This is a genomic window from Actinacidiphila acididurans, assembly GCF_016918855.1.
GTDB classification, from domain to species: Bacteria; Actinomycetota; Actinomycetes; order Streptomycetales; family Streptomycetaceae; genus Actinacidiphila; species Actinacidiphila acididurans.
Genome location: NZ_JADKYB010000002.1, coordinates 465,452 through 491,627, shown reverse-complemented (window position 1 = coordinate 491,627; position 26,176 = coordinate 465,452). Strand labels below are relative to the sequence as shown.

General features: G+C 72.4%; 26 protein-coding genes and 1 pseudogene. 2 read left to right on the top strand and 25 right to left on the bottom strand.

The window, feature by feature from the left end; genetic code table 11:
- Positions 1-35 precede the first annotated feature (35 nt).
- The 4 genes from frr to rpsB form a co-directional block, all read right to left on the bottom strand.
- Positions 36-593, bottom strand: a complete 558-nt coding sequence (gene frr, locus ITX44_RS05180) for a ribosome recycling factor (protein ID WP_205355898.1) — start codon at positions 591-593, stop codon at positions 36-38.
- Between the two features lie 51 nt (positions 594-644).
- On the bottom strand, positions 645-1,424 hold the full coding sequence (pyrH, locus tag ITX44_RS05175) for a UMP kinase (RefSeq protein WP_236060022.1): 780 nt from the start codon (positions 1,422-1,424) through the stop codon (positions 645-647).
- Positions 1,425-1,572: 148 nt separating this feature from the next.
- Positions 1,573-2,409, bottom strand: coding sequence for a translation elongation factor Ts (gene tsf, locus ITX44_RS05170; protein ID WP_205355767.1), 837 nt, complete (start codon positions 2,407-2,409; stop codon positions 1,573-1,575).
- Between the two features lie 182 nt (positions 2,410-2,591).
- Positions 2,592-3,536, bottom strand: a complete 945-nt coding sequence (gene rpsB / locus ITX44_RS05165; protein WP_205355766.1) for a 30S ribosomal protein S2 — start codon at positions 3,534-3,536, stop codon at positions 2,592-2,594.
- Positions 3,537-3,802: 266 nt separating this feature from the next.
- Here rpsB and ITX44_RS40790 point away from each other — a divergent pair, with 266 nt between their 5' ends.
- Positions 3,803-4,567: a peptidoglycan DD-metalloendopeptidase family protein gene (locus tag ITX44_RS40790; protein WP_236060021.1), complete on the top strand. Its 765-nt coding sequence runs from the start codon at positions 3,803-3,805 to the stop codon at positions 4,565-4,567.
- On the opposite strand, the gene ITX44_RS05155 is transcribed toward ITX44_RS40790, so the two are convergent.
- From ITX44_RS05155 to proS, 18 genes are all read right to left on the bottom strand, one after another.
- Positions 4,557-5,138, bottom strand: coding sequence for a TetR/AcrR family transcriptional regulator (locus ITX44_RS05155; RefSeq protein WP_205355765.1), 582 nt, complete (start codon positions 5,136-5,138; stop codon positions 4,557-4,559). The genes ITX44_RS40790 and ITX44_RS05155 overlap by 11 nt on opposite strands.
- Positions 5,139-5,168: 30 nt before the next feature.
- On the bottom strand, positions 5,169-6,005 hold the full coding sequence (whiG, locus tag ITX44_RS05150) for an RNA polymerase sigma factor WhiG (RefSeq protein ID WP_205355764.1): 837 nt from the start codon (positions 6,003-6,005) through the stop codon (positions 5,169-5,171).
- 278 nt (positions 6,006-6,283) lie between these two features.
- Entirely contained in the window at positions 6,284-7,516 is a 1,233-nt protein-coding gene (locus ITX44_RS05145) for a DNA-processing protein DprA (protein ID WP_372440831.1), read from the bottom strand.
- A gap of 164 nt (positions 7,517-7,680) precedes the next feature.
- Positions 7,681-9,327 carry a YifB family Mg chelatase-like AAA ATPase gene (locus tag ITX44_RS05140; RefSeq protein ID WP_205355762.1) on the bottom strand — a complete coding sequence of 549 codons (1,647 nt, stop codon included), beginning with the start codon at positions 9,325-9,327 and terminating at the stop codon, positions 7,681-7,683.
- A complete protein-coding gene (locus tag ITX44_RS05135) occupies positions 9,327-9,689 on the bottom strand; it encodes a YraN family protein (RefSeq protein ID WP_205355761.1) in 363 nt (120 codons plus the stop codon). Before ITX44_RS05135 ends, ITX44_RS05140 begins: the two co-directional genes overlap by 1 nt.
- A 187-nt stretch (positions 9,690-9,876) precedes the next feature.
- Positions 9,877-10,203, bottom strand: a complete 327-nt coding sequence (locus ITX44_RS05130; protein WP_205355760.1) for a DUF2469 domain-containing protein — start codon at positions 10,201-10,203, stop codon at positions 9,877-9,879.
- A gap of 41 nt (positions 10,204-10,244) precedes the next feature.
- Positions 10,245-10,745 (bottom strand): NUDIX hydrolase, encoded by a 501-nt coding sequence (locus ITX44_RS05125; RefSeq protein WP_205355759.1) that lies wholly within the window; start codon positions 10,743-10,745, stop codon positions 10,245-10,247.
- Between the two features lie 77 nt (positions 10,746-10,822).
- Positions 10,823-11,587 (bottom strand): signal peptidase I, encoded by a 765-nt coding sequence (gene lepB / locus ITX44_RS05120; RefSeq protein ID WP_205355758.1) that lies wholly within the window; start codon positions 11,585-11,587, stop codon positions 10,823-10,825.
- A 33-nt stretch (positions 11,588-11,620) separates the two neighbouring features.
- Positions 11,621-12,961: a signal peptidase I gene (gene lepB, locus ITX44_RS05115; protein WP_443609198.1), complete on the bottom strand. Its 1,341-nt coding sequence runs from the start codon at positions 12,959-12,961 to the stop codon at positions 11,621-11,623.
- Positions 12,894-14,006 (bottom strand): signal peptidase I, encoded by a 1,113-nt coding sequence (gene lepB / locus ITX44_RS05110; protein WP_205355896.1) that lies wholly within the window; start codon positions 14,004-14,006, stop codon positions 12,894-12,896. The genes lepB (ITX44_RS05115) and lepB (ITX44_RS05110) overlap by 68 nt, the downstream gene beginning before the upstream one ends.
- A gap of 115 nt (positions 14,007-14,121) precedes the next feature.
- Complete coding sequence (gene lepB, locus ITX44_RS05105; RefSeq protein ID WP_205355757.1) at positions 14,122-14,985, bottom strand: signal peptidase I; 864 nt, start codon at positions 14,983-14,985, stop codon at positions 14,122-14,124.
- Between the two features lie 69 nt (positions 14,986-15,054).
- Positions 15,055-15,405 (bottom strand): 50S ribosomal protein L19, encoded by a 351-nt coding sequence (gene rplS / locus ITX44_RS05100; RefSeq protein ID WP_205355756.1) that lies wholly within the window; start codon positions 15,403-15,405, stop codon positions 15,055-15,057.
- 124 nt (positions 15,406-15,529) lie between these two features.
- Entirely contained in the window at positions 15,530-16,351 is an 822-nt protein-coding gene (gene trmD / locus ITX44_RS05095) for a tRNA (guanosine(37)-N1)-methyltransferase TrmD (RefSeq protein WP_205355755.1), read from the bottom strand.
- A 1-nt stretch (position 16,352) separates the two neighbouring features.
- Positions 16,353-16,949: a ribosome maturation factor RimM gene (rimM, locus tag ITX44_RS05090; protein WP_205355754.1), complete on the bottom strand. Its 597-nt coding sequence runs from the start codon at positions 16,947-16,949 to the stop codon at positions 16,353-16,355.
- Positions 16,950-17,133: 184 nt separating this feature from the next.
- On the bottom strand, positions 17,134-17,373 hold the full coding sequence (locus ITX44_RS05085) for an RNA-binding protein (RefSeq protein ID WP_093716568.1): 240 nt from the start codon (positions 17,371-17,373) through the stop codon (positions 17,134-17,136).
- A 2-nt stretch (positions 17,374-17,375) separates the two neighbouring features.
- The gene (rpsP, locus tag ITX44_RS05080) at positions 17,376-17,816 is read right to left on the bottom strand and encodes a 30S ribosomal protein S16 (protein ID WP_205355753.1); all 441 of its coding nucleotides are present in this window, start codon (positions 17,814-17,816) and stop codon (positions 17,376-17,378) included.
- Between the two features lie 205 nt (positions 17,817-18,021).
- The gene (locus tag ITX44_RS05075; RefSeq protein WP_205355752.1) at positions 18,022-18,612 is read right to left on the bottom strand and encodes a hypothetical protein; all 591 of its coding nucleotides are present in this window, start codon (positions 18,610-18,612) and stop codon (positions 18,022-18,024) included.
- A 252-nt stretch (positions 18,613-18,864) separates the two neighbouring features.
- Positions 18,865-20,277 (bottom strand): proline--tRNA ligase, encoded by a 1,413-nt coding sequence (gene proS / locus ITX44_RS05070; protein ID WP_205355751.1) that lies wholly within the window; start codon positions 20,275-20,277, stop codon positions 18,865-18,867.
- A 255-nt stretch (positions 20,278-20,532) separates the two neighbouring features.
- Between proS and ITX44_RS05065 the strand changes: the two genes are divergently transcribed.
- Positions 20,533-21,363, top strand: coding sequence for a class I SAM-dependent methyltransferase (locus tag ITX44_RS05065; RefSeq protein WP_205355750.1), 831 nt, complete (start codon positions 20,533-20,535; stop codon positions 21,361-21,363).
- 52 nt (positions 21,364-21,415) lie between these two features.
- On the opposite strand, the gene ITX44_RS05060 is transcribed toward ITX44_RS05065, so the two are convergent.
- The 3 genes and pseudogenes from ITX44_RS05060 to ITX44_RS05050 form a co-directional block, all read right to left on the bottom strand.
- Positions 21,416-21,937 carry a GNAT family N-acetyltransferase gene (locus tag ITX44_RS05060; RefSeq protein WP_205355749.1) on the bottom strand — a complete coding sequence of 174 codons (522 nt, stop codon included), beginning with the start codon at positions 21,935-21,937 and terminating at the stop codon, positions 21,416-21,418.
- 48 nt (positions 21,938-21,985) lie between these two features.
- The gene (gene ffh, locus ITX44_RS05055) at positions 21,986-23,527 is read right to left on the bottom strand and encodes a signal recognition particle protein (protein WP_205355748.1); all 1,542 of its coding nucleotides are present in this window, start codon (positions 23,525-23,527) and stop codon (positions 21,986-21,988) included.
- A 150-nt stretch (positions 23,528-23,677) separates the two neighbouring features.
- Positions 23,678-26,176 (bottom strand): annotated as a pseudogene (locus tag ITX44_RS05050) ([protein-PII] uridylyltransferase); the annotation flags it as partial.

The following is a 26,176-nucleotide window of genomic DNA, read 5'->3' as shown; positions in this document are numbered from 1 at the left end:
TCGTAGGTCGTCGCATGCGGGGAACAGGCAGGAGGTCAGACCTCCAGCAGCTCCGATTCCTTGTGCTTGAGCAGCTCGTCGACCTGCGCCACGTACTTGGCGGTGGTGTCGTCGAGCTCCTTCTCCGCGCGGCGCACCTCGTCCTCACCGGTCTCGCCGTCCTTGACGAGCTTGTCCAGGGTCTCCTTGGCCTTGCGGCGGACGCTGCGGATGGAGATCTTGGCGTCCTCGCCCTTGGTCTTGGCGACCTTGATGTACTCGCGCCGGCGTTCCTCGGTGAGCTGCGGGAAGACCACCCGGATGATACGGCCGTCGTTGCTGGGGTTGACGCCCAGATCGGAGTTGCGGATCGCCTCTTCGATGTTGCGCAGGCTGGAGCTGTCGAAGGGGGTGATCACGGCCATCCGCGGCTCGGGCACCGCGAAGGAGGCGAGCTGGTTGATCGGAGTCACCGTGCCGTAGTACTCGGCCACGATCTTGTTGAACATCGCCGGGTGCGCACGGCCGGTACGGATCGCCGCGAAGTCGTCCTTGGCCACGGCGACGGCCTTCTCCATCTTCTCCTCGGCCTCGAGGAGGGTTTCTTCAATCACCATGTGCTCCTGGTCTTCAGAAGGCGGACGTCATTGTGAAGGCGGACGTCATCACGCCCGGGTGCCCTGGTCGTTGACCAGCGTGCCGATCTTCTCACCCTTGACGGCCCGTGCGATGTTGCCCTCGGCGAGCAGCTCGAAGACCAGGATGGGCAGCTTGTTGTCCTGGCAGAGCGTGATCGCCGTCAGGTCCGCGACCCGCAGGTCACGGGCGATGACCTCGCTGTACTCCAGCGCGTCGAACCGTACCGCGTCCGGGTTGTGCTTCGGGTCGGAGTCGTAGACCCCGTCGACGCCGTTCTTGCCCATCAGCATGGCCGCGGCGTCGATCTCCAGGGCGCGCTGGGCGGCGGTGGTGTCGGTGGAGAAGTACGGCATGCCCATGCCGGCGCCGAAGATGACCACACGGCCCTTCTCCAGGTGCCGTACGGCCCGCAGCGGGATGTACGGCTCGGCCACCTGGCCCATGGTGATCGCGGTCTGCACCCGGGTCTCGATGCCTTCCTTCTCCAGGAAGTCCTGGAGGGCCAGGCAGTTCATCACGGTGCCGAGCATGCCCATGTAGTCCGAGCGGGCGCGGTCCATGCCGCGCTGCTGGAGTTCGGCGCCGCGGAAGAAGTTGCCGCCGCCGACGACCAGCGCGATTTCGTATCCGTCCCGGACGACGGCGGCGATCTCCCGGGCAATGGCGTGCACCACGTCGGGATCGACGCCGAGTCCGCCGCCGCCGGCGAATGCCTCACCGGACAGCTTGAGCAGGTAGCGCCGGGGCGCGACATCGCTGCGAGCGACCGCGTGAGTGGCTGTGGCTTTGGGGGCGCCTTCGTCCATGGGTTCTCCTCGTGCACGTACAAAGGAGGCCATTGCCGTGGGGTCCTCGTGGGTTCCCTAGCGGCAATGGCCTCCTCGTCACTTCTTCGGCCGGCCGGTGGATCGTCGGCCGGTCACGACCCTAGCGGGCCGCCGGGTCGGTGGGTGGTCAGACGCCGACGCGGAAGCGGGCGAACCGCTTGAGCGTGACACCGGCCTCGTCGAGCACCTTCTGCACGGTCTTCTTCGGGTCCTTGGCGAACGCCTGCTCCAGGACGACGTTCTCCTTGAAGAAGCCGTTGACCCGGCCCTCGACGATCTTCGGCAGGGCCGCCTCGGGCTTGCCCTCCTCGCGGGCGGTGGCCTCGGCGAGCCGACGCTCGTTGTCCACGGTAGCCGGGTCGATGTCGTCGCGGCTGAGGAACGTGGGAGCGAAGGCGGCGATGTGCTGGGCGACGTCCTTGGCGGTCTGGGCGTCGGCCTTGTCCAGCTCGACCAGGACGCCGACCTGCGGGGGCAGGTCGGGGCTGGTGCGGTGCAGGTAGGAGGCCACGTAGCCGTCGGTGAACTGCGCGAAGCGGTCCAGCACGATCTTCTCGCCGAGGGTGGCGTTGGCCTCGTCGACGTACGCCTGGACGGTCTGGCCGTCCTTGATCTCGGAGCCGAGCAGCGCCTCGATGTCGGCCGGCTTGCTGGCGGCGACGTGCGCGGCGATGGCGTCGGCCACCGCGACGAACTTGTCACCCTTGGCGACGAAGTCGGTCTCGCACTTGAGCTCGACCAGGACGCCCTCGGAGTTGTCGGCGGCGATCAGGGAGACGACAGCGCCGTTGGAGGCCGAGCGGCCCTCGCGCTTGGTGACGCCCTTCTGGCCCTTGACGCGGAGGATCTCGACGGCCTTTTCCAGGTCGCCGTCGGCCTCGGTCAGGGCGTTCTTGCAGTCCAGCATGCCCGCGGCGGTGAGCTCGCGGAGCTTCTTGACGTCGGCGGCGGTGAAGTTCGCCATGGGTGTAAGTCTCTTCCCGGAAGGTCGGTGGATCTACGGGTGAACGGCGGGGGCCGGGGCCCCCGCCGTCGTCACACGTGGTTCTCGTCGTGCTGCGTGCTGTCGGTGCGGTGTGCGCCGCGAACCGTTCGTGCTGCCGTGCTGCTGCGCTGCGCGCTGCCGCGGGGCGGCGCGGGCCTGGTTCAGGCCTGCTCGGTGCCGCCCTCGGTGGACGGAGCGGCGTCGGCGGGGGCCTCAGCCGGAGTCTCGGCGGCCGGGGTCTCCGCGGCAGGGGCCTCGGCAGCAGGGGTCTCGGCGGCAGGCGTCTCGGCGGCGGGCGTCTCGGCGGCGGGGGCGTCGCCCTCGGCCTTCTTCTCGCCCTCCAGGAGGTCCCGCTCCCACTCGGCGAGGGGCTCGCCGCCCGTGCCTTCGGCCTTCTTGTCGCTCAGCGCGGCACCGGAGCGGGCGATGAGGCCCTCAGCCACGGCGTCGGCGATCACACGGGTGAGCAGCGTGACGGAACGGATCGCGTCGTCGTTGCCCGGGATCTTGTAGTCGACCTCGTCGGGGTCGCAGTTGGTGTCCAGGATCGCGACGACCGGGATGCGGAGCTTGCGGGCCTCGCCGACCGCGATGTGCTCCTTCTTGGTGTCGACGATCCAGACGGCGCTGGGCACCTTCTGCATCTCGCGGATGCCGCCGAGGGTCTTCTCCAGCTTCTCCTTCTCACGGGAGAGCACCAGGAGTTCCTTCTTGGTCAGACCCGAGGACGCCACGTCGTCGAAGTCGATCTCCTCCAGCTCCTTCAGGCGCTGCAGGCGCTTGTAGACGGTGGAGAAGTTGGTGAGCATGCCGCCCAGCCAGCGCTGGTTGACGTACGGCATGCCGACGCGGGACGCCTGCTCGGCGATGGCCTCCTGCGCCTGCTTCTTGGTGCCGACGAACATGATGGAGCCGCCGTGCGCGACGGTCTCCTTGACGAACTCGTAGGCGCGGTCGATGTACGACAGCGACTGGAGCAGGTCGATGATGTAGATGCCGTTGCGCTCGGTGAAGATGAAGCGCTTCATCTTCGGGTTCCAGCGGCGGGTCTGGTGCCCGAAGTGGACGCCGCTTTCCAGCAGCTCCCGCATCGTGACGACGGCCATGGCCGTACTCCTCTTGGGTGCTCGGTTGTGGCGACCACCGGACGGCGGTCGCGCCTGACGTCCCGGCGCGCCGTTCCACAAGGGACCGAGAGGCGCGGCCACCGCCCGCTTGGCGGGGTAGGTGGCGGGGCGTGCGAAGTCGACCCGGTGACCCGGATCGCCAGACAAAGTGTACGGGACCCCTGGACTGCGGGGCGACACCCGAGTTGTCCACAGGCCAGGACCATGATCATCGCGGCGGGGGCCGGGTGCGGGATCGTGAGGGCATGACGATCACGACGAGGGTCACGCGGGGCGTGACGAGGGCTCTGACAGGTGTGCGGTGGGCGGTGGCGGCGCTGGCCGGTGTGCTCGCGGTGCTGGCGGCGGTTCTTCCGGTGCGGTCGGTGGTGGGGCCGGCGGCGCTCGCGGGGGACGGTCCGGTGGCGGCCGCGCGGGATACGGGGGTACGGGCCGCGGTGGCGAGCGGCTTGCCGAAGCACGGGATCCTGACCGGGGACTCGCGGGCGGGACCCGTACCGGCCGGGGGTGCGGCCGCGCGCGCGGCTCCCGCGGTGTGCATGGACGGGCGGTGCTGGCCGGTGACGGGGGCGGGGCCCGGCGGTCGGCCGGAGGTGCTGCGCGGGTTCGAGCCGCCGGCGGCGCCCTGGGCGGCGGGACATCGCGGGGTGGACCTGCGGGCAGGGCCCGCCGCAGCGGTACGGGCCGCCGTGGCCGGCCGGGTCCTGTTCGCGGGGGCGGTCGCGGGCACCCCGGTGGTCGCGATCGGCCTGGCGGACGGGCGGCGGATCACGTACGAGCCGGTACGGGCGACGGTGCCGGCCGGGACGGTGGTGGCCGCGGGGCAGGTGGTCGGCACGCTCGGCCCGGCCGCGGGAGGCGTGCCCGCGCACTGCCGGGCGGGGCCGTGCCTGCACTGGGGACTGATCACCCCCACGGGCTACGCCGACCCGCTGTCCCTGCTGCCGGCCGCGCTGCGCCGCGCCGGACCGGTCAGGCTGCTGCCGGTGTACTCGGCGGTCAGCGGCTGACGCCGTGCAGGGCCATGTCCACCGCCGCGGTGACGATCTCGGCGGGGGCCTCGGCGGCGCCGAGGTCGATACGGCGGACCGCGGCGTCCACGATGCCCTGGAGCAGCATCGCGGTCAGCCGCGGCTCGGGGTGGCCGAGGCCGGACAGTGCGGCGACCACCATGGCGACCAGGCCGCCGTGGGCGGCGCGGATCTTCTCCCGGGCGCCGGCGTCGAGTTCACCTGCGGAGATCGCGACCACCGCGCGGTGGCGGCGGTCGCCGACCAGGGTGAGCTGGGTGCGCACATACGCCTCGATCTTGTCGCGCGGGGTCTCGGCGGCCTCCATGGCCGCTTCCACCTCGGCGGCCCAGACCGGGAAGTCGGTGGCGCACAGCGCCTCGACCACCGCCGCGCGGGAGCGGAAGTACTCGTAGACCGAGGAGCGCGCCAATCCGGTGCGCTCGGCCAGCGCGGGGAAGGTGAGGGCTTCGGTGCCGCCGTCGGACAGCAGCGAACGCGCGGCGTCCAGCAGGGCCTGGCGCTGCATGGTCCGGTGTTCGGCCACCGAGGCCGCTCGAATCCTGGGCATTCCCCCACTGTAGAAGGTGGCCCTGTGCCGTCACCGACCCACGTCGGCCAGCTTTGCCCGCAGTTGGAGAACCGACTTGGTGTGGATCTGGCTGACCCGGCTCTCGGTCACGCCCAGTACCTGGCCGATCTCGGCGAGGGTGAGGCCCTCGTAGTAGTAGAGGGTGACCACGGTCTTCTCGCGTTCGGGCAGCGTGTTGACGGCGCGGGCCAACAGCCGGCGCAGCTCACGGTCCTCGGCGACCTCCACGGGGTCGTCGGCGCCGGTGTCCTCCAGGGTGTCGACCAGGCTGATCCGGTCACCGCCGTCGGCGCCGACGTGCAGCAACTCCTCCAGCGCGACGACGTTGGCCAGCGACAGTGCGCTGAACACGCCGTGCAGCTCCTCCAGGCCCACCCCCAGCTCGGCGGCGACCTCCTGCTCGCTGGGGGTGCGGCGCAGCCTGGCCTCCAGGGTGGCGTAGGCGCGTTCGACCGCGCGGGCCTTCTGCCGCACCGAGCGCGGGATCCAGTCCAGCGCCCGCAGTTCGTCGATCATCGCTCCGCGGATCCGGGTGATCGCATAGGTCTCGAATTTGATCGCCCGGTTCGGGTCGAACTTCTCGATCGCGTCGATCAGCCCGAACACCCCCGAGGAGACGAAGTCCGCCTGCTCCACATTGGCCGGCAGCCCCACGCTGACCCGGCCGGCCACGTACTTGACCAGCGGCGAGTAGTGCAGGATGAGCTGTTCCCGCAGCCGGGCGTCCCCCGTTTCCTTGTAGGCCCGCCACAGCGCGTCCAACGACGTGGGGGCGGCGGGCCGCGCGGTGGTGCCGGCGGCGGTCGCTGCCGTCGCCCTTTCGGGCCCGGGGGTGTGCTGGGGCATGCGTCGTTGTGAGCCGTTCTGCCGTGAAGTGGGCGGGAAATCGAACCTCCGCGAGCGTAGCGTGACCATAGTGTCGCTGATTGCTACGGCATCCGTGTGGGACATGCGCAGATACGTTCCTGTCCGGGCCAGGGTCGCCCGACCGGGCGGGGACCGGCGCACGGTGGGCGGCCGGACCCAAGGGGCAATGATGCGGACCGGACCGGCCGTGCACGGCCGGTCCTGGCAACGCCGCAGGTCAGCGCCTTTTCCTGTCACCTGATGGTGTGTCCGTCGTGTCAACGGTCCCGGCCCGGCGGCCCGTCCCGCCCGGTACGGACCAACGCCCACCGGCCCGCTTTCCGCTCGACGAACCCCAGCGCCTGCAATTCGTGCAGCCGCCCGAGCGTGTCGGCGGTCCCGGCGCCCGCGGCCAGCGCGATCTCCTCCTCCCCCGCGTCACCCCGGCCCGGCACGGCCTCCAGCACCCGCGTCGTCCGCGGGTCGAGCAGGTCCCGCGGCAGCACCGGACCGCGGCGGGCCGGAGCCAGGTCGGCGCCGATGCTGCCGACCAGCTCCACCACCTCTGCGGCGTCGGTGACCATCACCGCCTCCGCCCGCAGCAGTTCGTGCACCCCTTCCGACAGGCCGCTGGTGCACGGCCCCGGCACCCCCATCGTGACCCGGCCCAGCTTCACCGCCCGGCGCGCGGTGATCAGCGAACCGCTGCGGTAGCGGGCCTCGACCACCACGGTGCCGCGGGTCAGCGCGGCGATCACCCGGTTCCGCAGCACGAACCGCGCCCGGGTCGGATGGTCGCCCGGCGGCAGCTCCCCGATCAGCAAGCCGCGCCGCGCGATGTCCCCGATCAGGTCGGCGTTGCCCGGCGGGTACGGGACGTCCACCCCGCAGGCGACCACCCCGATCGTGGCTCCGCCGGCCGCGAGGGTGCCGCGGTGCGTCGCCCGGTCCACCCCGTAGGCCGCGCCCGAGACCACCACCCAGCCCGCCTCGGCGAGCCCCGCGCCGAGCCGGGCCGCCATGTGGGCCCCGTAGTCGGTACAGGCCCGCGCGCCGACCACGGCCACCGACCGCAGCGCCCACAACCGCAGGCTCGGCCGGCCGCGCACCCACAGCCCGACCGGCTGCTGGTCGCCCAGGTCTGCCAGTTGCCCCGGCCAGTCGCCCTCGCCCGGACACAAGAAGCGCCCGCCCACCCGGTGCACCGCGGCCAGGTCGGCCAACGGATCGGCGCGAGCCCCCTTGATCGCGTAGCTCTCCGTCCGCCGCGGGCTCGCCCCCGGCAACGGCTCCCCCGCCCGCGCCGCCCATAACGCCTCCCGCGCCCCACGCTCCCGCACCGCCCGGCCCATCACCTCGTCCCCCGGATCGGCCACCCGCGTCAACGCCACCCGCGCCAACCGCTCCTCCCACGCCGCGCACTCCCCGGGCTCCACGCCCCCCGCGATCCCGGTCAACCGCCCGCCCGCATAAGCGGCCCGCAACCACTCCTCAACGGCATCCCGGTCCACCGCCTTCTCCTGGCCCGCGCGCCTCCCTCCGCCACCACGGCCATTCGAGCCCGCTCGGCGTTCTGCATCCCCTCTGTTGTCGGGGTCCGCCACCTCCTCCTCGCTCGACACTCCGCCCCGCTTGTCCCCGCTCACCCGCTCCCGGCGGGGCCAACCCGCGGGGCTCATGGGAGGGCCGCCAGGGCCGTGGCGCCGCGGGGGACGCCGGTGCGCCATTGGAGGGCTTGGGCGATGTCCGAGGTGGTGGGGCGGTCGTGGCCGGCGAGGTCGGCCAGGGTCCAGGCGACGCGGAGGACTCGGTCCAGGCCGCGGGCGGTGAGCAGGCCGCGTTCCATGTCGCGTTCGGCGGCGTGCAGGGCGCCGGGGGCCACGTGCCAGCGGGTGCGCATCTCGTGGCCGGGGACGTCGCTGTTGGCGCGCCAGGGGGTGCCCGCATATCGGGCGGCGGCGCGGGCCCGGGCCTCGGCGACGCGGGCGGCCACCACGGCGCTGGACTCGCCGCCGCCGTGGCCGATCAGGTCGGACCGGGTGACCGCGGCCACGTCCACCCGCAGGTCGATCCGGTCCAGCAGCGGGCCGGACAGCCGGGCCTGGTAGCGGCGCACTGCCGTCGGGGAGCAGTCGCAGCCGCCGGCCAGGGTGGACCACCGGCCGCAGGGGCACGGGTTCGCCGCGAGCACCAGCATGAAGCGGGCCGGCAGCCGCATCACCCCGGCCGCGCGGGCCACCACCACGTACCCCGACTCCAAGGGCTGGCGCAGCGCGTCCAGGACCTGGCCGCTGAACTCCGGGGCCTCGTCCAGGAAAAGCACCCCATGGTGGGCCAGCGAGACCGCGCCGGGCCGGGGCAGTCCGCTGCCGCCGCCGACCAGGGAGGGCATGGTCGCCGAGTGGTGCGGCGCGCAGTAGGGCGGGGTGTCGACCAGCGGCCGGCCCGGCGGCAGGATCCCGGCCACCGAGTGGACCGCGGTGACCTCCAGGGACTCCTGCCGGGTCAGCCGCGGCAGGATGCCCGGCAGCCGCTCGGCCAGCATGGTCTTGCCCGCACCCGGCGGGCCTTTCAAATACAGGTGGTGTCCGCCGGCCGCGGCGACCTCCAGGGCGAGCCGGGCGACCTGCTGGCCCGCCACGTCGGCCAGGTCCGGCGTCCCCGGGGCGCCGGCTGCGGGGGCGGGGCCGGCGCCCAGCAGCGGGGTCAGCCCGGTGCCCATGCCACCGCCGGGCACCTTGAGTCCGGCCAGCATCGGATCGGGCCCCCGGGCGGCATCCGCGCCGTCCGGCTCCTCCATCGGCACCGGCTCGTCGTTGAGCACCGCGACGAGCTGGCGCAGGCTGCGCACGCCCAGCACCGCGACATCGGGCACCAGCGACGCCTCGGCGGTGTTCTGCTCGGGCACCACGACCTGCCGGTATCCGGCGTCGGCGGCGGCCAGCACCGCGGGCAGCACCCCGCGCACCGGGCGCACCCGGCCGTCCAGGCCCAGCTCACCGATCATCATCAGGTCGGCGATCGACGGCGGGGCGATCCGTTCGTTGGCCGCCAGCACAGCGCAGGCCACGGCCAGGTCGAAACCGGAGCCGCCCTTGGGCACCGAGGCCGGGCTCAGCCCCACCGTGAGCTTCTTCGACGGCCAGGTCTCACCGCTGTTGACGATCGCGGCCCGGACCCGGTCCCGGCTCTCCACCAGGCTCTTGTCGGGCAGCCCGACCAGGGCGAAGGCGGCCACCCCCGGTTCCAGATCGGCCTGGACCTCGACCACCACCCCCTCGACACCCACCAGCGCCACCGAGCACGTACGGGCGAAACCCATCACGCCACCCCCCGCACGTGCTCGACGCGGGCCGCGCCGCGCGCCGGGAGGACCACGCCGACCAGGTCGATCCGCACTCCGCCCGGCGGCGCACCACCGTGCTCGGCGGTCCATTGCTCGGCCAGCGAGCGCAGCCGGGCCACCTTGCCCGCGGTCAGCGCCGCCATCGGGTGCTGGAAGTCCCCCTCACGCCGGGTCTTGACCTCGCACACCACGAGGGCGTCCCCTTCGGACGCCAGAATGTCGATCTCGCCCCGCCGGCCGCTCCGCCAGTTCCGGTCGAGCACGGTCAGGCCGGCCTCCCGCAGCGTGCGGGCCGCCACGTCCTCGCCGTACCGCCCCAGCGCACCTCGCGCGTTCATGCGTACCACCTCCGTCACTCACTGTGACAGAGTGCGCACCGCGCTCGTCGGCCCGATATCCCGGCCTGTGGATAACTTCTTCCGGACCCCCGCCGACCTGCCCTGATCCGGTCCAGCTGGCCTCGGCGGTCCCGCCCTGACCAGCTCCGCCGACCCCGACCGACTCAACCGGCCCCGCTCGGCTCGCTCAGCCGCTGAAGCCCGAGTCGTCCGACGGCAGATCCAGATCCGCCTTGTTCAGCTCCTCGATGTTCACGTCCTTGAACGTCAGGACGCGCACCTGCTTGACGAAACGGGCCGGCCGGTACATGTCCCACACCCAGGCGTCCGCCATCGAGACCTCGAAGAACACCTCGCCCTGGACGGAGTGCACCTGCATCTCGTAGTCGTTGGTGAGGTAGAAACGCCGCTCCGTCTCGATCACGTACTTGAACAGGCCAACCACGTCGCGGTACTCCCGGTAGAGCTTCAGCTCCATCTCGGTCTCGTACTTTTCGAGGTCCTCGGCGCTCATGGCATGTTCCCCTTCAGCCGTACGTGCTCCCCCATTGTGCGTCAGTCGCGTTCCGTCCCCAGGGGGATCGGGGATTGTGGGGGCCCTTCGTCGAGCAGCGTACGCAGCAGCCCGGCGAGCCTGATGGGATACACCGTCTCACGAGTGCGGAGGAGTTCCCCGCAGGTCCACCAACGGGCCGAGGTCACACTGCGGCGTTCCAGGTCCGTCTGCCCGCTGGTGTCCACGCCGACCGTATCGGTGCGTCCCAGGTAGTACCACTCGTCCTGCTCCCAGCGCCGGCCGTCGAACATGAAGGAGCAGGTGCGCTCCCACAGCACCGGCCCGAGGTCGACATCGGTGATGCCCGTCTCCTCGGCCACCTCGCGCCGCGCCGCCGCCTCCAGGCTCTCCCCCGCCTCGACCCCGCCGCCCGGGGTGAACCACCAGGTCACCGAGGGATCGGCCGGCTCGAAGCCGTGCAGCAGCAGTATCCGGTCGGCCGGGTCGAGCAGCACCACCCGGGACGCCCGCCGCCGGGCCTGCGTCGTCCGCCCGGTCATACCCGCTCCCCCGCCGTCCGCGCGGTCATCGCGGCTCCCCGGTCACGCCCGTGCCCCGCTCACGTCCGCTCCCCCGCTCATCGCCGCCTCCCGACCAGCCTCGCCACCGGGCCGTACGCCGCCCCGCCGAAGATCAGCACCGCGCCGGCGATGACCATGATCACCTGCCACGGCAGCGGACCGGCTCCGGACGCCCCGCCGCCGGTCAGCGCGTCGAACGCCCCGGTACGGCTGATCATGCCCATCCGGCCCAGCGGCCATGCCGTCGCCTCGACCCGGCCCTTGACGTCTTTCGCCGGCACCGAGCCGCCCGCGCCGTCGTCCAGCCGGATCCGGGAGTCCTGCGAGACGATCCGGTTGTCGCCGAGCAGGAACAGCGAGCCCTTGGGCACGGTGGTGTGGAACGCGTCCATGGAGGCGGGGCCGCCGCCCTTGTTGAGGTAGGGCTCGGTGACCGAGGTGCCGTCGACCGTCAGGCGCCCCTGCTTGTCGCAGCACGCCACCTTGTCGCCGCCGACCGCGACCACCCGCTTGACCTCGGGCAGGTCGCCCCACTGCGGGTCCTTGAACACCACCACGTCGCCGCGGTGCACCGCCGACCCCGACACGTGCCGGGCGAGCACCTTGCTGCCGGGCTGCACGGTGGGCCGCATGGAGTCGGTCGGCACGGTGTAGGGCCGGTACGTCAGGGCCGCCCAGCCGAAGCCGCCCAGGAACAGCACGCAGCCCAGCGCCACGGCCACCCCCGAGAGCGTATGTCCCAGCCGGCCGCCGCCACCCGCGCCGCCGTCCTTGCCCGTCACACCGCGTATCGCGCCGGTGCTGCTGCTCGTGGCACTCATGGACCGGAACCCTACCGGGGGTTACGCCCCGGGTCAGCCCTCGTCGCCCGGCCGCTCGTCACCGGACGCAGAGGCCGCGGGCGTCTTCGCCGCGGCCTTGGTGGCGGGCTCGGCCGGAACCGCCGACTGCAGCGCGCCCGCGTCCAGCCGCTTGAGCAGCCGCCGCCGGCGGATGAGCACCAGCGGCACGGCGCCGGCCAGGCCGACCGCCGCCGGGGCCGCGGTGCCCGCCGCGTTGATGCCCGGCTGGGAGAAGGTGCCCGGGATAGACAGCGCGGTCCAGCGGTTGATGGGCCAGGCGACCACGATCGCGCGGCCGACCACGTCGCTGTCGGCGACGGTGCCGCCACCGGGCAGCGTCATGTGGTAGCGCGAGTCCAGCGAGTCCTGACGGTGGTCACCCATCACCCAGATCCGGCCCTTGGGCACGGTGACCTTGAAGGGCGCGTCCTTGGAGCAGGGGGTGTTGCCCGGGAAGACGTAGGGCTCGTTCAGCGGCTTGCCGTTGACGACCACCGGGCCGGTGCCGTTGCACTGCACGGTGTCGCCGCCGACCCCGATGACCCGCTTGATCAGGTCCTTCTCGTCGGCGGACGGCATCAGGCCGATGAAGCTGAGGCCCTTCTGGATGCCGCGCACCAGCGGGTTGCTACTCGGCGGCGGGTTCTCCGGCAGCCAGCCGCCCGGGTCGTGGAAGACGACCACTTCGCCACGGCTGGGGTTGGAGCCGAACCACGGGGTGAGCTTGTCCACCAGCACGCGGTCACCCTTCTGGAGGGTGTTCTGCATCGAGTCGGAGGGGATGGAGAACGCCTGCACCAGGAACGTCTTGATCAGCAGCGCCAGCACCAGGGCGATGACGACGAGCAGCGGCAGCTCCTTCCAGAAGGCACGCTGCTGCTTGGCGCCCGACGAGGAGCCGGAGGACTCGTCCTCGCCCGTCTTCCCGTCACCGCTCCCGCCGGAACCCGCGGGACCCACCGGGCCGGCGTCGTCCGGCAGGGTGCCGTCCTGGGCCGTCGCCCCGGGCACCAGGGGCATGGCCGCCGTACCGGACGGGCCGGGCACGCCGGAGGCACCCGGCGTCCCGTTCACCGGCTGTCCGCCGTGCTCCGGATACGCCTGGTCGGCGGCGGGACCGTACCCGGCCGCGTCGCCCGGCGCGTACGCCGGAGGCCGCGGATACCCGGAAGGTCCACCGTTCTGCCCGTAGGCGGACTGGTCTCCGTTCGGTCCGTACGACGACTGCTCGCCGTTCGGCTGCGGATATGCCGCGGGGTCGCCGCCCTGGGGGTACGGCGGCTGCTCACCGTTCGGTACGTACCCGGGTCCGGCCGGACCCGCCGCACCGTCGGCAGGGGGTACCTGGGGCACCTCGACATCCCCTTTCTCGGGCTCGCCGGATCCCGAACGTGCGCCGACCACGAGGTCCCCCACTTCCACTCCTTACTCCGGACTGCCGCCTACCCCGTTCCCGGCGCAGGCCCACCACACCCATAACGAGTGGAAGTTCCGCAGGGGTCGGAAGTCGGTTCGTTCTTTGACCGTTTTTGGCCTGGCCCACCCTAGTGGCCGCACCTGTGACCGTCGTCCCCGCCTGCTGCGAATCAGGCGGCGGATTCTGCTGCTGGTCCTTGCCGGGGCCAGGCACCGAGGCGTACGTGCCGGGCTCATTCAGTCTGCGCCAGTGGCCGAGCGGCCAGGCGATGACGAAGGCCCGGCCGACCACCAAATTCTCCGGGATGGTGCCGCCACCGGGCATGTTGGTGTGGTAGCGCGAGTCGGCGGAGTCCGAGCGGTGGTCGCCCATCACCCACAGGCGTCCCGGGGGTACCTGGACGGTGAACTTCATCTGCGAGGGCGGGTTGCCGGTGTAGAGGTAGGGCTCGGTCAGCGGCGCGCCGTTGACGGTGATGCGCCCCTGGGCGTCGCAGCAGGCGACGGTGTCGCCGCCGACCCCGATGACCCGCTTGATGAGATCCTGCTCACCCGTGGCGGGCAGCAGCCCGATGAAGGTGAAGAACTGCTTGACCTGCTTGATCACCGGCGGGTCCGACTTGTGCGCGGGCTCGCCCGCCAGCCAGCCGCCGGGGTCCTTGAAGACCACCACGTCGCCGCGGTGCGGATGTGCGCCGAACCACGGTGTGAGTTTGTCGACCAGTACCCGGTCGCCGATCTGGATGGTCTGCTCCATGGAGCCGGACGGGATGACGAACGCCTGGAGCAGGAAGGTCTTGAGCACCAGGGCGATCAGCAGGGCCACGCCGACCAGCAGCGGCACTTCCTTGACCAGGGAGCGGCGGCGCTTGCGCTGGACCCGGCGGGCCAGTTGCCGGCGCTCTATCCGCGACGCCCCGGTCAGTGCGGGTGCGGCGACAGTGCCGCTGCCGTCCGCGGCAAGGGTGTCGCCCGCGTCCATGGCGTCGGTCTCGGTGTCCGGGTCCGGCCGGACGAAATCCGCGCCAATTGCGGCGTGATTCGCCGGTCCGGACGGGCCGCCGGCCTTGTGGAAGCCGCGGCGCCGCTTGCCCCGGCTAGCCATGGGCACCGGCCGCGGGCGCGGGCACGTCGGCGAAGGTCGCGGGGCGGCGCAGCCGGGTCCAGTGACCGGGCGGCCAGGCGATCCAGTCGGCCCGGCCGATCACCTTGCCCACGGGTACGGTGCCGCCGCCGGGGTCGCCGAGGTGGTCGCGGGAGTCACGGGAGTCGTCGCGGTGGTCGCCCATCACCCACAACCTTCCCTCCGGTACCGCGATGTCGAACCGCTCCCGGGAGGGGCTGTCCCCCGGATGGAGGTAGGTCTCGTCGAGCGGGTGGCCGTTGACCAGCAGCCGGCCCTGGGCGTCGCAGCAGGTGACACGATCGCCACCGACGCCGATGACCCGCTTGACATAGTCGGTGCCACCGTTCTGGGTGAACGAGCCCTCGCCGTCGAACACGATCACGTCCCCCCGCCGCGGTGTGCCGCCGAAACGGTACGCCAATTTGTCGACCAGCACGCGGTCGCCGACCCGCAACGTGTTCTCCATGGACCCGCTGGGCACCTGGAAGGGCTCCACCACGTACTGGCTGACCAGCAGCAGCACGGCGACGCAGCCGAGCGCGAGCAGCACCGTACGCCGCCACTCGCCCCACCAGCGCACCAGCGCCGGCGGAATCCGCCCCGGCCGCTCACCCGCGTCGGGCTCCGCCGGATCGGCCGGACCGGGCGGATCGAACACCCCCGCCGGATCGAGAATGCCCGCCGGGTCGACGGCCTTCGCCGGATCGACCGCCTCCGCCGTATCGGCCGCGGCGGCCGAACCCGCCGATACGCCGGAACGCGACCGCTCCCCCGGGTCCGCCTGAGCGGCGGAGGGGGAACGATCGCGTTCCGGAACGACTGCTTCGCTGTCCATCGGGGGCCGAGCCTATCCGGCCCGGCCGGGCCCGAACGGCTCAGCCCGGCCGCGGTGCCGGAGCGGGGCTCAGCTCTCCCGCTTCTCCTTGATCTTCGCCGCCTTGCCGCGCAGCTCGCGCAGGTAGTACAGCTTCGCGCGGCGCACGTCACCGCGGGTGACGACCTCGATCTTCTCCACGATCGGGGTGTGCACCGGGAAGGTGCGCTCGACGCCGACCGAGAAGCTGACCTTGCGGACGGTGAAGGTCTCGCTGATGCCGGCGCCCTGGCGGCGGATGACGACGCCCTTGAACTGCTGCACACGCGAGCGGTTGCCCTCGATGACGCGCACGTGCACGTTGACGGTGTCGCCGGGGCGGAACGCCGGGATGTCGTCGCGCACGGACGCGCGGTTGACGCTCTCGATCAGGTTGGTCATGGTGTGTCTGCTTCCTCGCCGATGCCACAGGTCATCCGCGGACCGTCGTCAATGGGAGATGCCGGTGGCCGGTGGCGTCGTGTCCCCCTGTGGCAGGGGCGCGCGCCGGACGGGCAACAGCCGCTCATTCTTCCACGGCGTCCGGGTTCGGCCCAAATCGGCCGTCCGGGCCGGGCTGCCAGCCCAGGATGCTGAGCATTTCCCGGTCCTTCTTGCCGAAGGCCGCGGGGTCGGCCCGCTCGATGAGGTCGGGCCGGTTGGCGACCGTACGGCGCAGCGCCTCGTCCCGCCGCCAGCGCGCGATCCGGCCGTGATGGCCGCTGAGCAGCACGTCCGGGATGCCGCGGCCGCGCCAGGTGGGCGGCTTGGTGTACACCGGGCCCTCCAGCAGGTCGGCCATCGCGCCGGGCGCGAAGGAGTCGTCGGCGTGCGACTGTGCGTTGCCGAGCACTCCGGGCAGCAGCCGGGCGACGGCCTCGGTGATCACCAGGACCGCGGCCTCCCCGCCGGCCAGCACGTAGTCGCCGATGGACACCTCCAGGACCGGCAGGCGGGTGGCGTACTCGGCGGTGACCCGGCTGTCGATGCCCTCGTAGCGGGCCGGGGTGAACACCAGCCAGGGCCGCTCGGCCAGGTCCACGGCCAGCGCCTGGGTGAACGGCCGCCCGCTCGGGGTCGGGACGACGAGGACGGGGTGGTGCGCGCCGGCCTCGTACCCGTCCGCGAGCGTCTGGTCCAGCGCCTCGCCCCACGGCCCGGTCATCATGACCATGCCGGGGCCACCGCCGTACGGCGTGTCGTCCACCGTGTTGTGCCGGTCGTACGTGGACTGCCGCAGGTCGCGCACCCGCACATCCAGGCGTCCGGCCGCGCGGGCCTTGCCGACCAGCGAGACGTTCAGCGGTTCCAGGTACTCCGGGAAGATCGTGACGACGTCGATCCGCATCTCAGTCGCCGGTCCCGTCCGTGCCGCGCGTCTCCTTGCCGGCAACGGCGCCGGCATCGGTGTCCGTGCCTGCGTCCGTGACGACCTCCGCCTCGTCCAGCAGCCCCGGCGGCGGGTCGATCACCGCGCGCTGCTCGTCGAGGTCGATCTCGGGCACGATCTCGGTGACGAACGGGATCAGCACCTCGCCGCCGCCGGTCCGCTCGACCACCAGCAGGTCCTGGTACGGCAGGTGGCTGATCTCGGTGATGCGGCCGATGTGGCGGCCGTCGAGGGTCACCACGTCCAGGTCGACGAGTTGGTGGTCGTAGAACTCCTCGGGGTCCTCCGGGGTCTCGTCCGGGTCGACCTCCGCGATCAGCAGGGTGTTGCGCAGCGCCTCCGCGCCGTTGCGGTCCGCGACGCCCTCGAAGCGCAGCATGAGCCGGCCGCTGTGCACCCGGCCGGCGGCGATCGTCAGCGGGCCGGCCGACGCGGGGTCGGTGGCCAGTACGGCCCCGGGCGCGAGCCGCAGTTCCGGCTCGTCGGTGCGCACCTCGACGCTGACCTCGCCCTTGATCCCATGGGCGCGGCCGATCCTGCCCACTACCAGTTGCACGGGACGCTCCTGCTCCGATCTTCACCAGTGTCCGCGACCTGACGCGACCTGACGGCCGGTCCGCGGCCGCGCCGCCCATGGCGCCTTGGTGCCGGCGGCACGAGCCGGCCGCCGACGATACGGCGCGGGCCGGGAGCGGAGGTCAGCCCGCTCCCGGCCCGCGCCGGTGTTCTGCTGTGGTGCCTCAGCGCACCTGGTCGACGTCCACGAGGTCGACGCGGACGCCTCGGCCGCCGAGCGCACCCACGACGGTACGCAGCGCGCGCGCCGTACGGCCGTTGCGGCCGATGACCTTGCCGAGGTCGTCGGGATGCACCCGGACCTCCAGCACGCTGCCCCGGCGCAGGGTCCGCATACCGACCTGTACGTCGTCGGGGTTGTCGACGATGCCCTTCACCAGGTGCTCAAGGGCCTCCTCCAGCATGCTCAGCCCTCGGTGGACTCGGCCGGGGCGGCGGCCTCGGCGTCGTCGGCCTTCTTGTCGGCCTTCTTCGCCTTCGGGGTGATGGCCTCACCCTTCGGCTCGCCCGCGGTGTCCTTGGCCGCGGCCTCGAACAGGGCGCGCTTGTCGGCCTTGGGCTCCGGCTGCAGCAGAGGCGCGGGGGCGGGCTCGCCCTTGTACTTCTGCCAGTCGCCGGTCAGCTTGAGGATGGCCAGCACCGGCTCGGTCGGCTGGGCGCCGACGGACAGCCAGTACTGCGCGCGGTCCGAGTCGACCTCGATCCGCGACGGGTTCTGCACCGGGTGGTACAGGCCGATCTCCTCGATGGCCCGGCCGTCACGGCGGGTCCGGGAGTCGGCGACGACGATGCGGTAGTGCGGCGAACGGATCTTGCCCAGACGCTTCAGTTTGATCTTGACTGCCACGGGAGTGGATTCTCCTGGTGTCGACGTGGTTGGGCACGGCGGAACTGCCACGTGGGGTTGTGGAGTCGGGTGCCCGACGGACGCGTCAGCCGAAGGAGAGAGGGTTCCTGCACGGCTGTCGAGTTCTCAGCCAATAATTGTGCCACACTCCGGGGCACGCCCCCGGCCGGCCCCCGGACCTGTCCCGCGGCACTCCCCGTGGCGATCAGCCCACCCCCACGACCTCCGGAATGCGGAACGGCTGGCCGCACGCCCCGCACATGATCGGCGCTTGGGCCAGCACCGACGGGACGACCCGGACATTGCGCCCGCAGTCGCACACGGCCTTGACCCGGACGCCGCCGCCCGAGGAGCCGTGCCGGGCGGCCGGTCCGCGGAAGGTGCGGGCGGTGTCCGCGGCGGTGGCCACGGTGTGCGCCTTCAGGGCCCGCTGCAATCGCTCGATGGTGGCCCGGTAACGCTTGCGCGTGTCCGGCCGCATGACGACCAGCGAGAAGCCGCTGCTGGGATGGGGCTCCTCGGCGTGGTCGAGGCCCAGCTCGTCGGCGATCGCCAGGAACCTGCGGTTGTGGTAGCGGCCGGCACGGGAGGTGTCACGGATGCCGCGGGCGGCGGCGATTCCGTGCACGGCCTCGTGCAGCAGCCGGTCGAAGGAGAGCTCGGTGCCACAGGCGGACGAGGACTCTCCGATGAGGGACTCGGGCGCGGCCAGATCGGGCAGCTCGGGATGGTGCCGTTGAATATCGGCCCAGGCGACTGCCAGCTCGGCGGCGAGAACAGGTGGTGTCGTGCTCACGCCGTAACAACGAGCAGGGCGCGCCCAGTGTTCCGATTTAGGGCTAGCCCAATTAATTTGCACTCATCGGTCAGTTCCGGGTGATGCCGGATGATGCGCGTAGACCCGGGCGGGTGCGGAGGACACCGGTAGACGGGAAGGACCACCGCGAACTCCCGCACCCGCTCACAGGAAACCCCAAGCCCGGACTGTTGGGGCGAAATCCGTACGTCTTTCGCACCCTACAGTCCGGTCATCGGACGTCTGGCCGGATCAGTAGGCCCGCGCCACGATCGCCAGCGTACCCGGCGCGTCGTCGGCAGTCGGGACCGAACCGTCCTCGGCCACCAGACAGCGTACCGAAACGCCCTGTTCGGCGAGCTGCGCCTCGCCCTCGGGACCGAGCACCGACCACGGGATACGGGCCCAGCCGGTGGCCGCGGCCTCGGCGGCCTCCTCGATCGAGGCGACGTCCACAGTGCGGGACAGCCGACGTTCCCGGGACTCCTGGAGCAGCCGCGCCTGGTCCTCCTCCAGGGCCTTGGGCAGCAGCGCGTCCAGGGCGTCGAGCGCGACCGGCTCCTTGCCGCCCGGAATGCGCCGGGCCAGCATCGCGGTACCCGCCTCCAGGTCGCGCGGGCCCACCTCGACCCGCAGCGGCACGCCCTTGAGCTCCCAGTCCACCGCGCGCCGGCCGAACGGGGTGTCGGTACGGTCGTCCACGACCACCCGCAGACCCGCCTCGCGCAGCCGGTCGCCGATCTCGCGCACCTTGGCCACCACGGCCTCGTCGTCCTTGATCGCGAGCACGACCACCTGGACGTGGGCCAGCCGCGGCGGCACCCGCAGCCCGTTGTCGTCGCCGTGCATCATCACCAGCGCGCCGATCATCCGCGTGGTGCTGCCCCAGGACGTCTGCCAGACGAACTCCTGGGCGCCGTCCTTCGACAGGTAGGAGGTGCTGAACGCCTTGGCGAAGTTCTGGCCCAGCTCGTGGCTGGTACCCATCTGCAGCGCCTTGCCGTCCCCCATCATCCCTTCCAGGGTGAGGGTGTTGATGGCGCCGGCGAACCGCTCCTTGACGGTCTTGCGGCCCAGCACCACGTCCATCGCCAGGACGTTCTCCATGAAGTCGCCGTACACGTCCCGCTGGATGCGCGCGGCGAACTCACGCGCGTCGTCCTGCGTGGCGTGCGCGGTGTGGCCCTCCTGCCACAGGAACTCGCTGGTGCGCAGGAACAGCCGCGGCCGCAGCTCCCAGCGGACCACGTTCGCCCACTGGTTGATCAGCAGCGGCAGGTCGCGGTAGCTCTGCACCCACTTCGAGAAGTACTCGTTGATGATCGTCTCGGAGGTGGGCCGGACCACCACCGGCTCCTCCAGCTCCTTGCCGCCGCCGTGCGTGACCACGGCCAGCTCCGGCGCGAAGCCCTCCACGTGCTCGGCTTCCCGGGTCAGGTAGGACTGCGGGATGAACAGCGGGAAGTACGCGTTCTGCGCGCCGACCCCCTTGATCCGCGCGTCCATGTCCGCCTGCATCCGCTCCCACAGGCCGTAGCCGTACGGTCGGATGACCATGGTGCCGCGCACCGGCCCGTTGTCCGCCAGCTCGGCCTTGTTGATCAGGTCCTGGTACCAGCGCGGGAAATCGTCCGCCTGGGGGGTGAGAACGGGAGCCTTAGCCATGGAGGCGATGGTACGGCCCGGCGCGTCCGGAACGTGAATCGGCCGCCTCGCGACGGGCAGGCAGCGGGGGCAGCGGCCCGACGGCGACGGGGCCGGCACCCGGACCGGACCCGGACAAGAAGTGACCAGAGTTAACCAGAACGCTGCCTCCGGACCCTGGACGGGGCGGGAATTCAGCAGTTGGCTGGCAGACAGGTGGCGACCCGGGGGGATGCGGGGGGAACGACCGGCGAGACGCGGCTGATTGGGGCTTCCATGGCACCTACGCTCTATCGCGGACACAGGCCCGGCGCGCAGGACAGGGCACGGGACTGGGCGGAAATCCAGGAACGGATGCTCGTCCCGCTCTACGAGACCGTCTACGACCGGCTGGAAGTCGGCGCGGACACCCGGATGCTGGCCCTGGGCTGCGGCTCGGGACTGGCGATGCTGCTGGCCGGCGCCCGAGGCGCCGCGGTCACCGGCTGCGACACCGACGAATCCCTGCTCGACCTGGCCCGGCAGCGGCTGATGCCCGAGCCCACCTGGGGCATCGGACCCGCAGGGCTGGCCCGCACCCGGCTGCTCACCGGCACCGCCGACGTCCTGGAGGACCACATCAGGTTCGGCGACTACGACCTGATCACCGCCTTCGACCCCGCGGCGCCCGCGTCCCGGCTGCGCCCCGCCCTGGCCGCGGTGGCCCGCTCGGCGCCGCGCGGCAGCGCGGTGGTACTGGCCGGCTGGGGCCCGCCCGAGCGCTGCGCGACCTCCCGCCTGCTGGCCGTCGCCACCCGGCTCGCCGAACCCCGCGCCGCCGCCACCCGCGCACCGCGCCTCAGCGGCCGCGACGACCTGGAGGACCTGGCCCGCCACGCCGGCCTGCGCCCGGACGGCTCGGGCCGGGTCTCCTGCCCCTTCGGCTACGCCGACGCGCCCAGCGCCGTGCGCGGCCTGCTCTCCACCGGCCTGTTCGACGCCGCCGTGGAGGCCACCGACCAGCAGCAGGTCGAGAAGGAGATCACCGAGGCCCTGCACCCCTACCGCCGCCCCGACGGCACGGTCCGCATGGACAACGTGTTCCGCTACATGATCGCCCGCGCCTGACACCCCCCGCGGACCCGGCGCCGTATGCTCACGGCTCCATGCCCCCCAACCCTCACGACTCCAGGCCCGGCCACTCCTCCGCGGTCAGCGCGAACCGCTCGTGGTCGCGCCAGGCGTCGTTGATCCAGAGCATGCGCGGCGAGAAACCCTCGTGGCGGAACCCCAGCCGCTTGGCCATCGCGATCGAACGGCTGTTGTCCGGCTGGACGTTGATCTCCAGCCGGTGCAGCCCCAGACCGTCCGGGTACGGCGCGAAGCAGCGGTCCACGATCAGCCGCATGCCCTCGCTCATCCGCCCGGTCCCCGTGTAGGGCAGGTAACTGTCGTAGCCCAGCGTCGCGTTGCGGAACCGGGCCCGGACGATGTTGGCGACGTTGCACTTGCCGACGATGCCGCCGTCCTCGTCATTGATGATCAAGTACGTGCGCAGCGACGGTCCCTGCTGGCGCAGCAGCTCGTGGAAACCGTCGGGGTCCACCGGATTCCACGGGCTGAGGAGTGCGACGGACCTGAGCACCGCGGCCCGGTGGGCTTCGGCGTCACTGGGTCGGGGTTCCCGGATCGTAACTCGCATGGCCCCATTGTCGTTCAGCACCCGGCACCAGTTCCCGCCGGTCCCGGCCTACTTCGGCGGCAGGAAGTCCTTGAACTCCGCGGGCAGCTCGAAGTCCTCCGGCGGCGCGTCCGCCCCGAAGGCACTGCCCGCCCGCGCCTCGCGACGCGCCGCGGCCTCCTGCTCCTCCTGGAGCCGCTTCATCGGGTTGCCCGAACGGCGCGAGCCCTTGCCCTTCTTCTGCTGCTTCTTCTGCCGGCCGGGCCCGCCGCCCATCCCCGGGATGCCCGGCACTCCCGGCATTCCGCCCTGCGCCATCCGCGACATCATCTTGCGGGCCTCGAAGAACCGCTCCACCAGCGACTTCACCGCGCTGACCTCGACCCCGGAACCGCGGGCGATACGGGCCCGGCGCGAGCCGTTGATGATGTGCGGGTCGGTCCGCTCGGCCGGCGTCATCGACTTGATGATCGCCGCGGTACGGTCCACGTCCCGCTCGTCGAGGTTGTTGATCTGGTCCTTGATCTGGCCCATGCCCGGCAGCATCCCCAGCAGCTTGGACAGCGAGCCCATCTTGCGGACCTGCTCCATCTGCGCCAGGAAGTCGTCGAGCGTGAACTCCTTGGGGCCCTTGGCGAGCTTGGCCGCCATCTTCTCGGCCTCGGCCTGCGTGAAGGTCTGCTCGGCCCGCTCGATGAGCGACAGCATGTCGCCCATCCCGAGGATCCGGGACGCCATCCGGTCCGGGTGGAACGCGTCGAAGTCGTCCAGCTTCTCGCCGTTCGACGCGAACATGATCTGCTTGCCGGTCACGTGCGCGATCGACAGCGCCGCGCCACCGCGGGCGTCGCCGTCCAGCTTGGACAGCACCACGCCGTCGAAGCCCACGCCGTCCCGGAACGCCTCCGCGGTGTTCACCGCGTCCTGGCCGATCATCGCGTCGACCACGAACAGGATCTCGTCCGGGTGCGTCACGTCCCGGATGTCCGCGGCCTGCTGCATCATCTCCTGGTCGACACCCAGCCGGCCCGCGGTGTCGATCACCACCACGTCGTACTGCTGCGTCTTGGCGTACGTGATCGAGTCCTGCGCCACCTTCACCGGGTCGCCCACCCCGTTGCCCGGCTCGGGCGCGAACACCGCCACACCGGCCCGCTCGGCGACCACGCTGAGCTGGTTGACCGCGTTCGGCCGCTGGAGGTCGGCCGCGACCAGCAGCGGAGTGTGACCCTGCTGCTTCAGCCAGTGCCCCAGCTTGCCCGCCAGCGTCGTCTTGCCCGCGCCCTGCAGACCGGCCAGCATGATCACGGTCGGGGGCTGCTTGGCGAAGCGCAGGCGGCGGGTCTCGCCGCCCAGGATCCCCACCAGCTCCTGGTTGACGATTTTGATCACCATTTGCGCAGGATTCAGCGCCTTGGAGACCTCCGCGCCCAGCGAACGCTGCTTGACGTTGGCGATGAAGGCCCGCACCACGGGGAGCGCGACATCCGCTTCGAGCAGGGCGATACGGATCTCGCGTGCGGTGGCGTCGATGTCCGCTTCGCTGAGGCGCCCTTTGCCCCGGAGGTTCTTGAAGGTGTTCGCGAGGCGGTCGGAGAGGGTGTCGAACACGTCGGTCGCAGATCCTTGTGGTCGGGGGCGGAGACAATCGCCTTCCAGGGTATCCGGACCCGCCGCCGAACCGTCCCCGGATGTCGGCGCCGTATCCGGTCCGGTACCCCTTGCCGGGCGCAGATCCGGTGGTACGGGCGCGGTCGCGGGCTACCTCAGCGCCGTCTCCACCTGACCGGCCACCTCGCGGGCGCGGGGCTCGGGCAGCGGCTTGCCGTCCTTGCCGACGACGTAGAAGGCGTCGACGGCGTTGCCGCCCAGGGTGGAGATGCGGGCCGAGCGGACCGTGACGGAGGTCGCGGCCAGGGCCAGGCCGATGCGGTGCAGCAGGCCAGGGGCGTCGTGGGCGCGGACCTCCAGGACGGTGGCGGTCTGGGAGGTGCCGCTGGGGGCCACGGTGACGCGGGGCGGCGCCGGGGTGATGCCGCGCCGCCGGGGGTAGGCGGCCTCGCGCTCGGCGAGCCGGGTCTCGATGTCGAGGGTGCCCTCGAACGCGCGGGCGAGGTCGGAGCGCAGCCGGGCGGCCTCGGGCAGCGCGCCGTACTCCGCGGAGACCCGCCAGCTCAGCAGGGCGACCTGGCCTTCGCCGACGGGGTCGACGGAGCGCAGGTCGGCGGCGCGCACGGTGAGCCGGTGCAGCGCGAGGACGCCGGCCGCCTGGGCCACCAGGCCGGGCCGGTCGGGCACCGCGACCAGCAGTTCCACGCCCACCGCCTCGTCCTGTGCCTCGCCCTCGGCCTCCGGTTCGGCGCGGGCGTGCAGGGCCAGCACCGGGCCGCCGGTCCGGGCCGCCTCGATGGCCAGCCGTTCCTCCTCGGCGGTGGGCTCGCGGTCGGCGGTGGCCGGCACCGCGCCGGTGTCCAGCGCGCCGGTGACGCGTTCGACCAGGTCGGCCAGGAGGGAGGCGCGCCAGGTGCTCCACGCGGCGGGCCCGGTGGCCAGGGCGTCGGCCTCGGTGAGGGCGGCCAGCAGTTCCAGCGTGGAGGTGTCGCGTACGGTCTCGGCGACCGTCCGTACGGTCTCCGGGTCGTCCAGGTCGCGCCGGGTGGCGGTGTCGATCAGCAGCAGGTGGTGGCGGACCAGCAGGGCGAGGGTGTCGACGTCGGCGGGGCCGAAGCCGAGCCGGGCGGCCAGGTCGCGGGCGATGACCTCGCCGGCCTCGCTGTGGTCGCCGGGCCAGCCCTTGCCCATGTCGTGCAGCAGGGCGGCGGTCAGCAGCAGGTCGGGGCGGCCGACCCGGCGGGTGAGGCCGGCGGCGCGTACGGCGGTCTCCACCAGATGGCGGTCGACGGTGAAGCGGTGCACGGCGTTGCGCTGCGGCCGGCAGCGGACCCGTTCCCAGTCCGGGATCAGCCGGGTGATCAGCCCCTCGGCCTCCAGTGCCTCCCAGACCGCCACGGTCGGCTCGCCCGCGCCGAGCAGGGTGAGCAGTTGTTCGCGGGCCTCGGCGGGCCAGGGCACGGGCAGCGGGCGGGCGGCGGCGGCCAGCCGGCGCACGGCGTGGATGGACAGCGGCAGGCCGGCCTGGGCGGCGGCAGCGGCGGCCCGCAGCGGCAGCACCGGGTCGCGCTCGGGCTTGGCGGCCAGCGCCAGTACGGCCTCGCCCTCCTGCTCGACGACGCCCTCGGCGAGCGGGACGCGTTCCGGGGTCTGGGCGGGGGCGCCGGACGGACCGGCGGCCCTGGAGGAGGTGCGGCCCAGGCCCAGCAGGCCGCGGCGTCGGGGCCGGGCCTCGCGGGCGCGCAGCACCCGGAAGACCTCGCGCCAGGTGACGTCGGAGGCGTAGGCGATCCGGCGGGCGGCCTCGTACACCTGGCGCAGCAGGGCGTCGGCGTCGAGCAGGCCGAGCCGGTCGGCGACCTGGTCCTGTTCCTGGAGGGCAAGGCGGTCGGTGGCGCGGCCGGTGACCAGGTGGAGGGCGTCGCGGGCGTCCAGCAGGCGGCCGCGGGCCTCGTCGAGCCCTTCGCGGGGGGCGTCGGCCAGCCAGGAGGCGGCGACCGCTCGCAGCGCGGTGGCGTCGCGCAGTCCGCCGCGGGCCTCCTTGAGGTCGGGTTCGAGCAGGTAGGACAGCTCGCCCTGGCGTTCGGCGCGCTCGGCGCACATCTCGTGCAGGGCGGGCAGCCGCTGGGGGGCCTGGTTGCGCCAGTCGGCCAGGATCGCGCTGCGCAGGCCGGAGGTGAGGGCGGGGTCGCCGGCGATGTGCCGGGCGTCGAGGAGGCCGAGCTGGACCTTCAGGTCCTCGGCGGCGGTCCGGCGGGCCTCGGCGGGGGTGCGTACCGAGTGGTCCAGGGCGACCCCGAGGTCCCACACGGGGTACCAGATGCGGTCGGCCAGGGCGGCGACCGAGCCGCCGGGCTCGTGCAGCAGCAGCAGGTCGAGGTCGCTGCGGGGGGACAGTTCGCCGCGGCCGTAGCCGCCGACGGCGATCAGGGCGAAGCCTCCCCCACGGCCTGCGGCGTGGGAGGTACCCCCACCACGGCCTGCGGCGTGGGAAGTGCCCCCGGTGCCGGTGGCTTCGGCGGCGTGCTCGGCGAGGGAGGCCAGCCACCGGTCGGTGAGGCCGGCCAGTGCGCCGCGTAACCGCCGTCCGGCGCTTCGACGCTGTCGGTCACTCGTTCTCCAGCGGTTGTGGGACGTCGGGGCCGGACC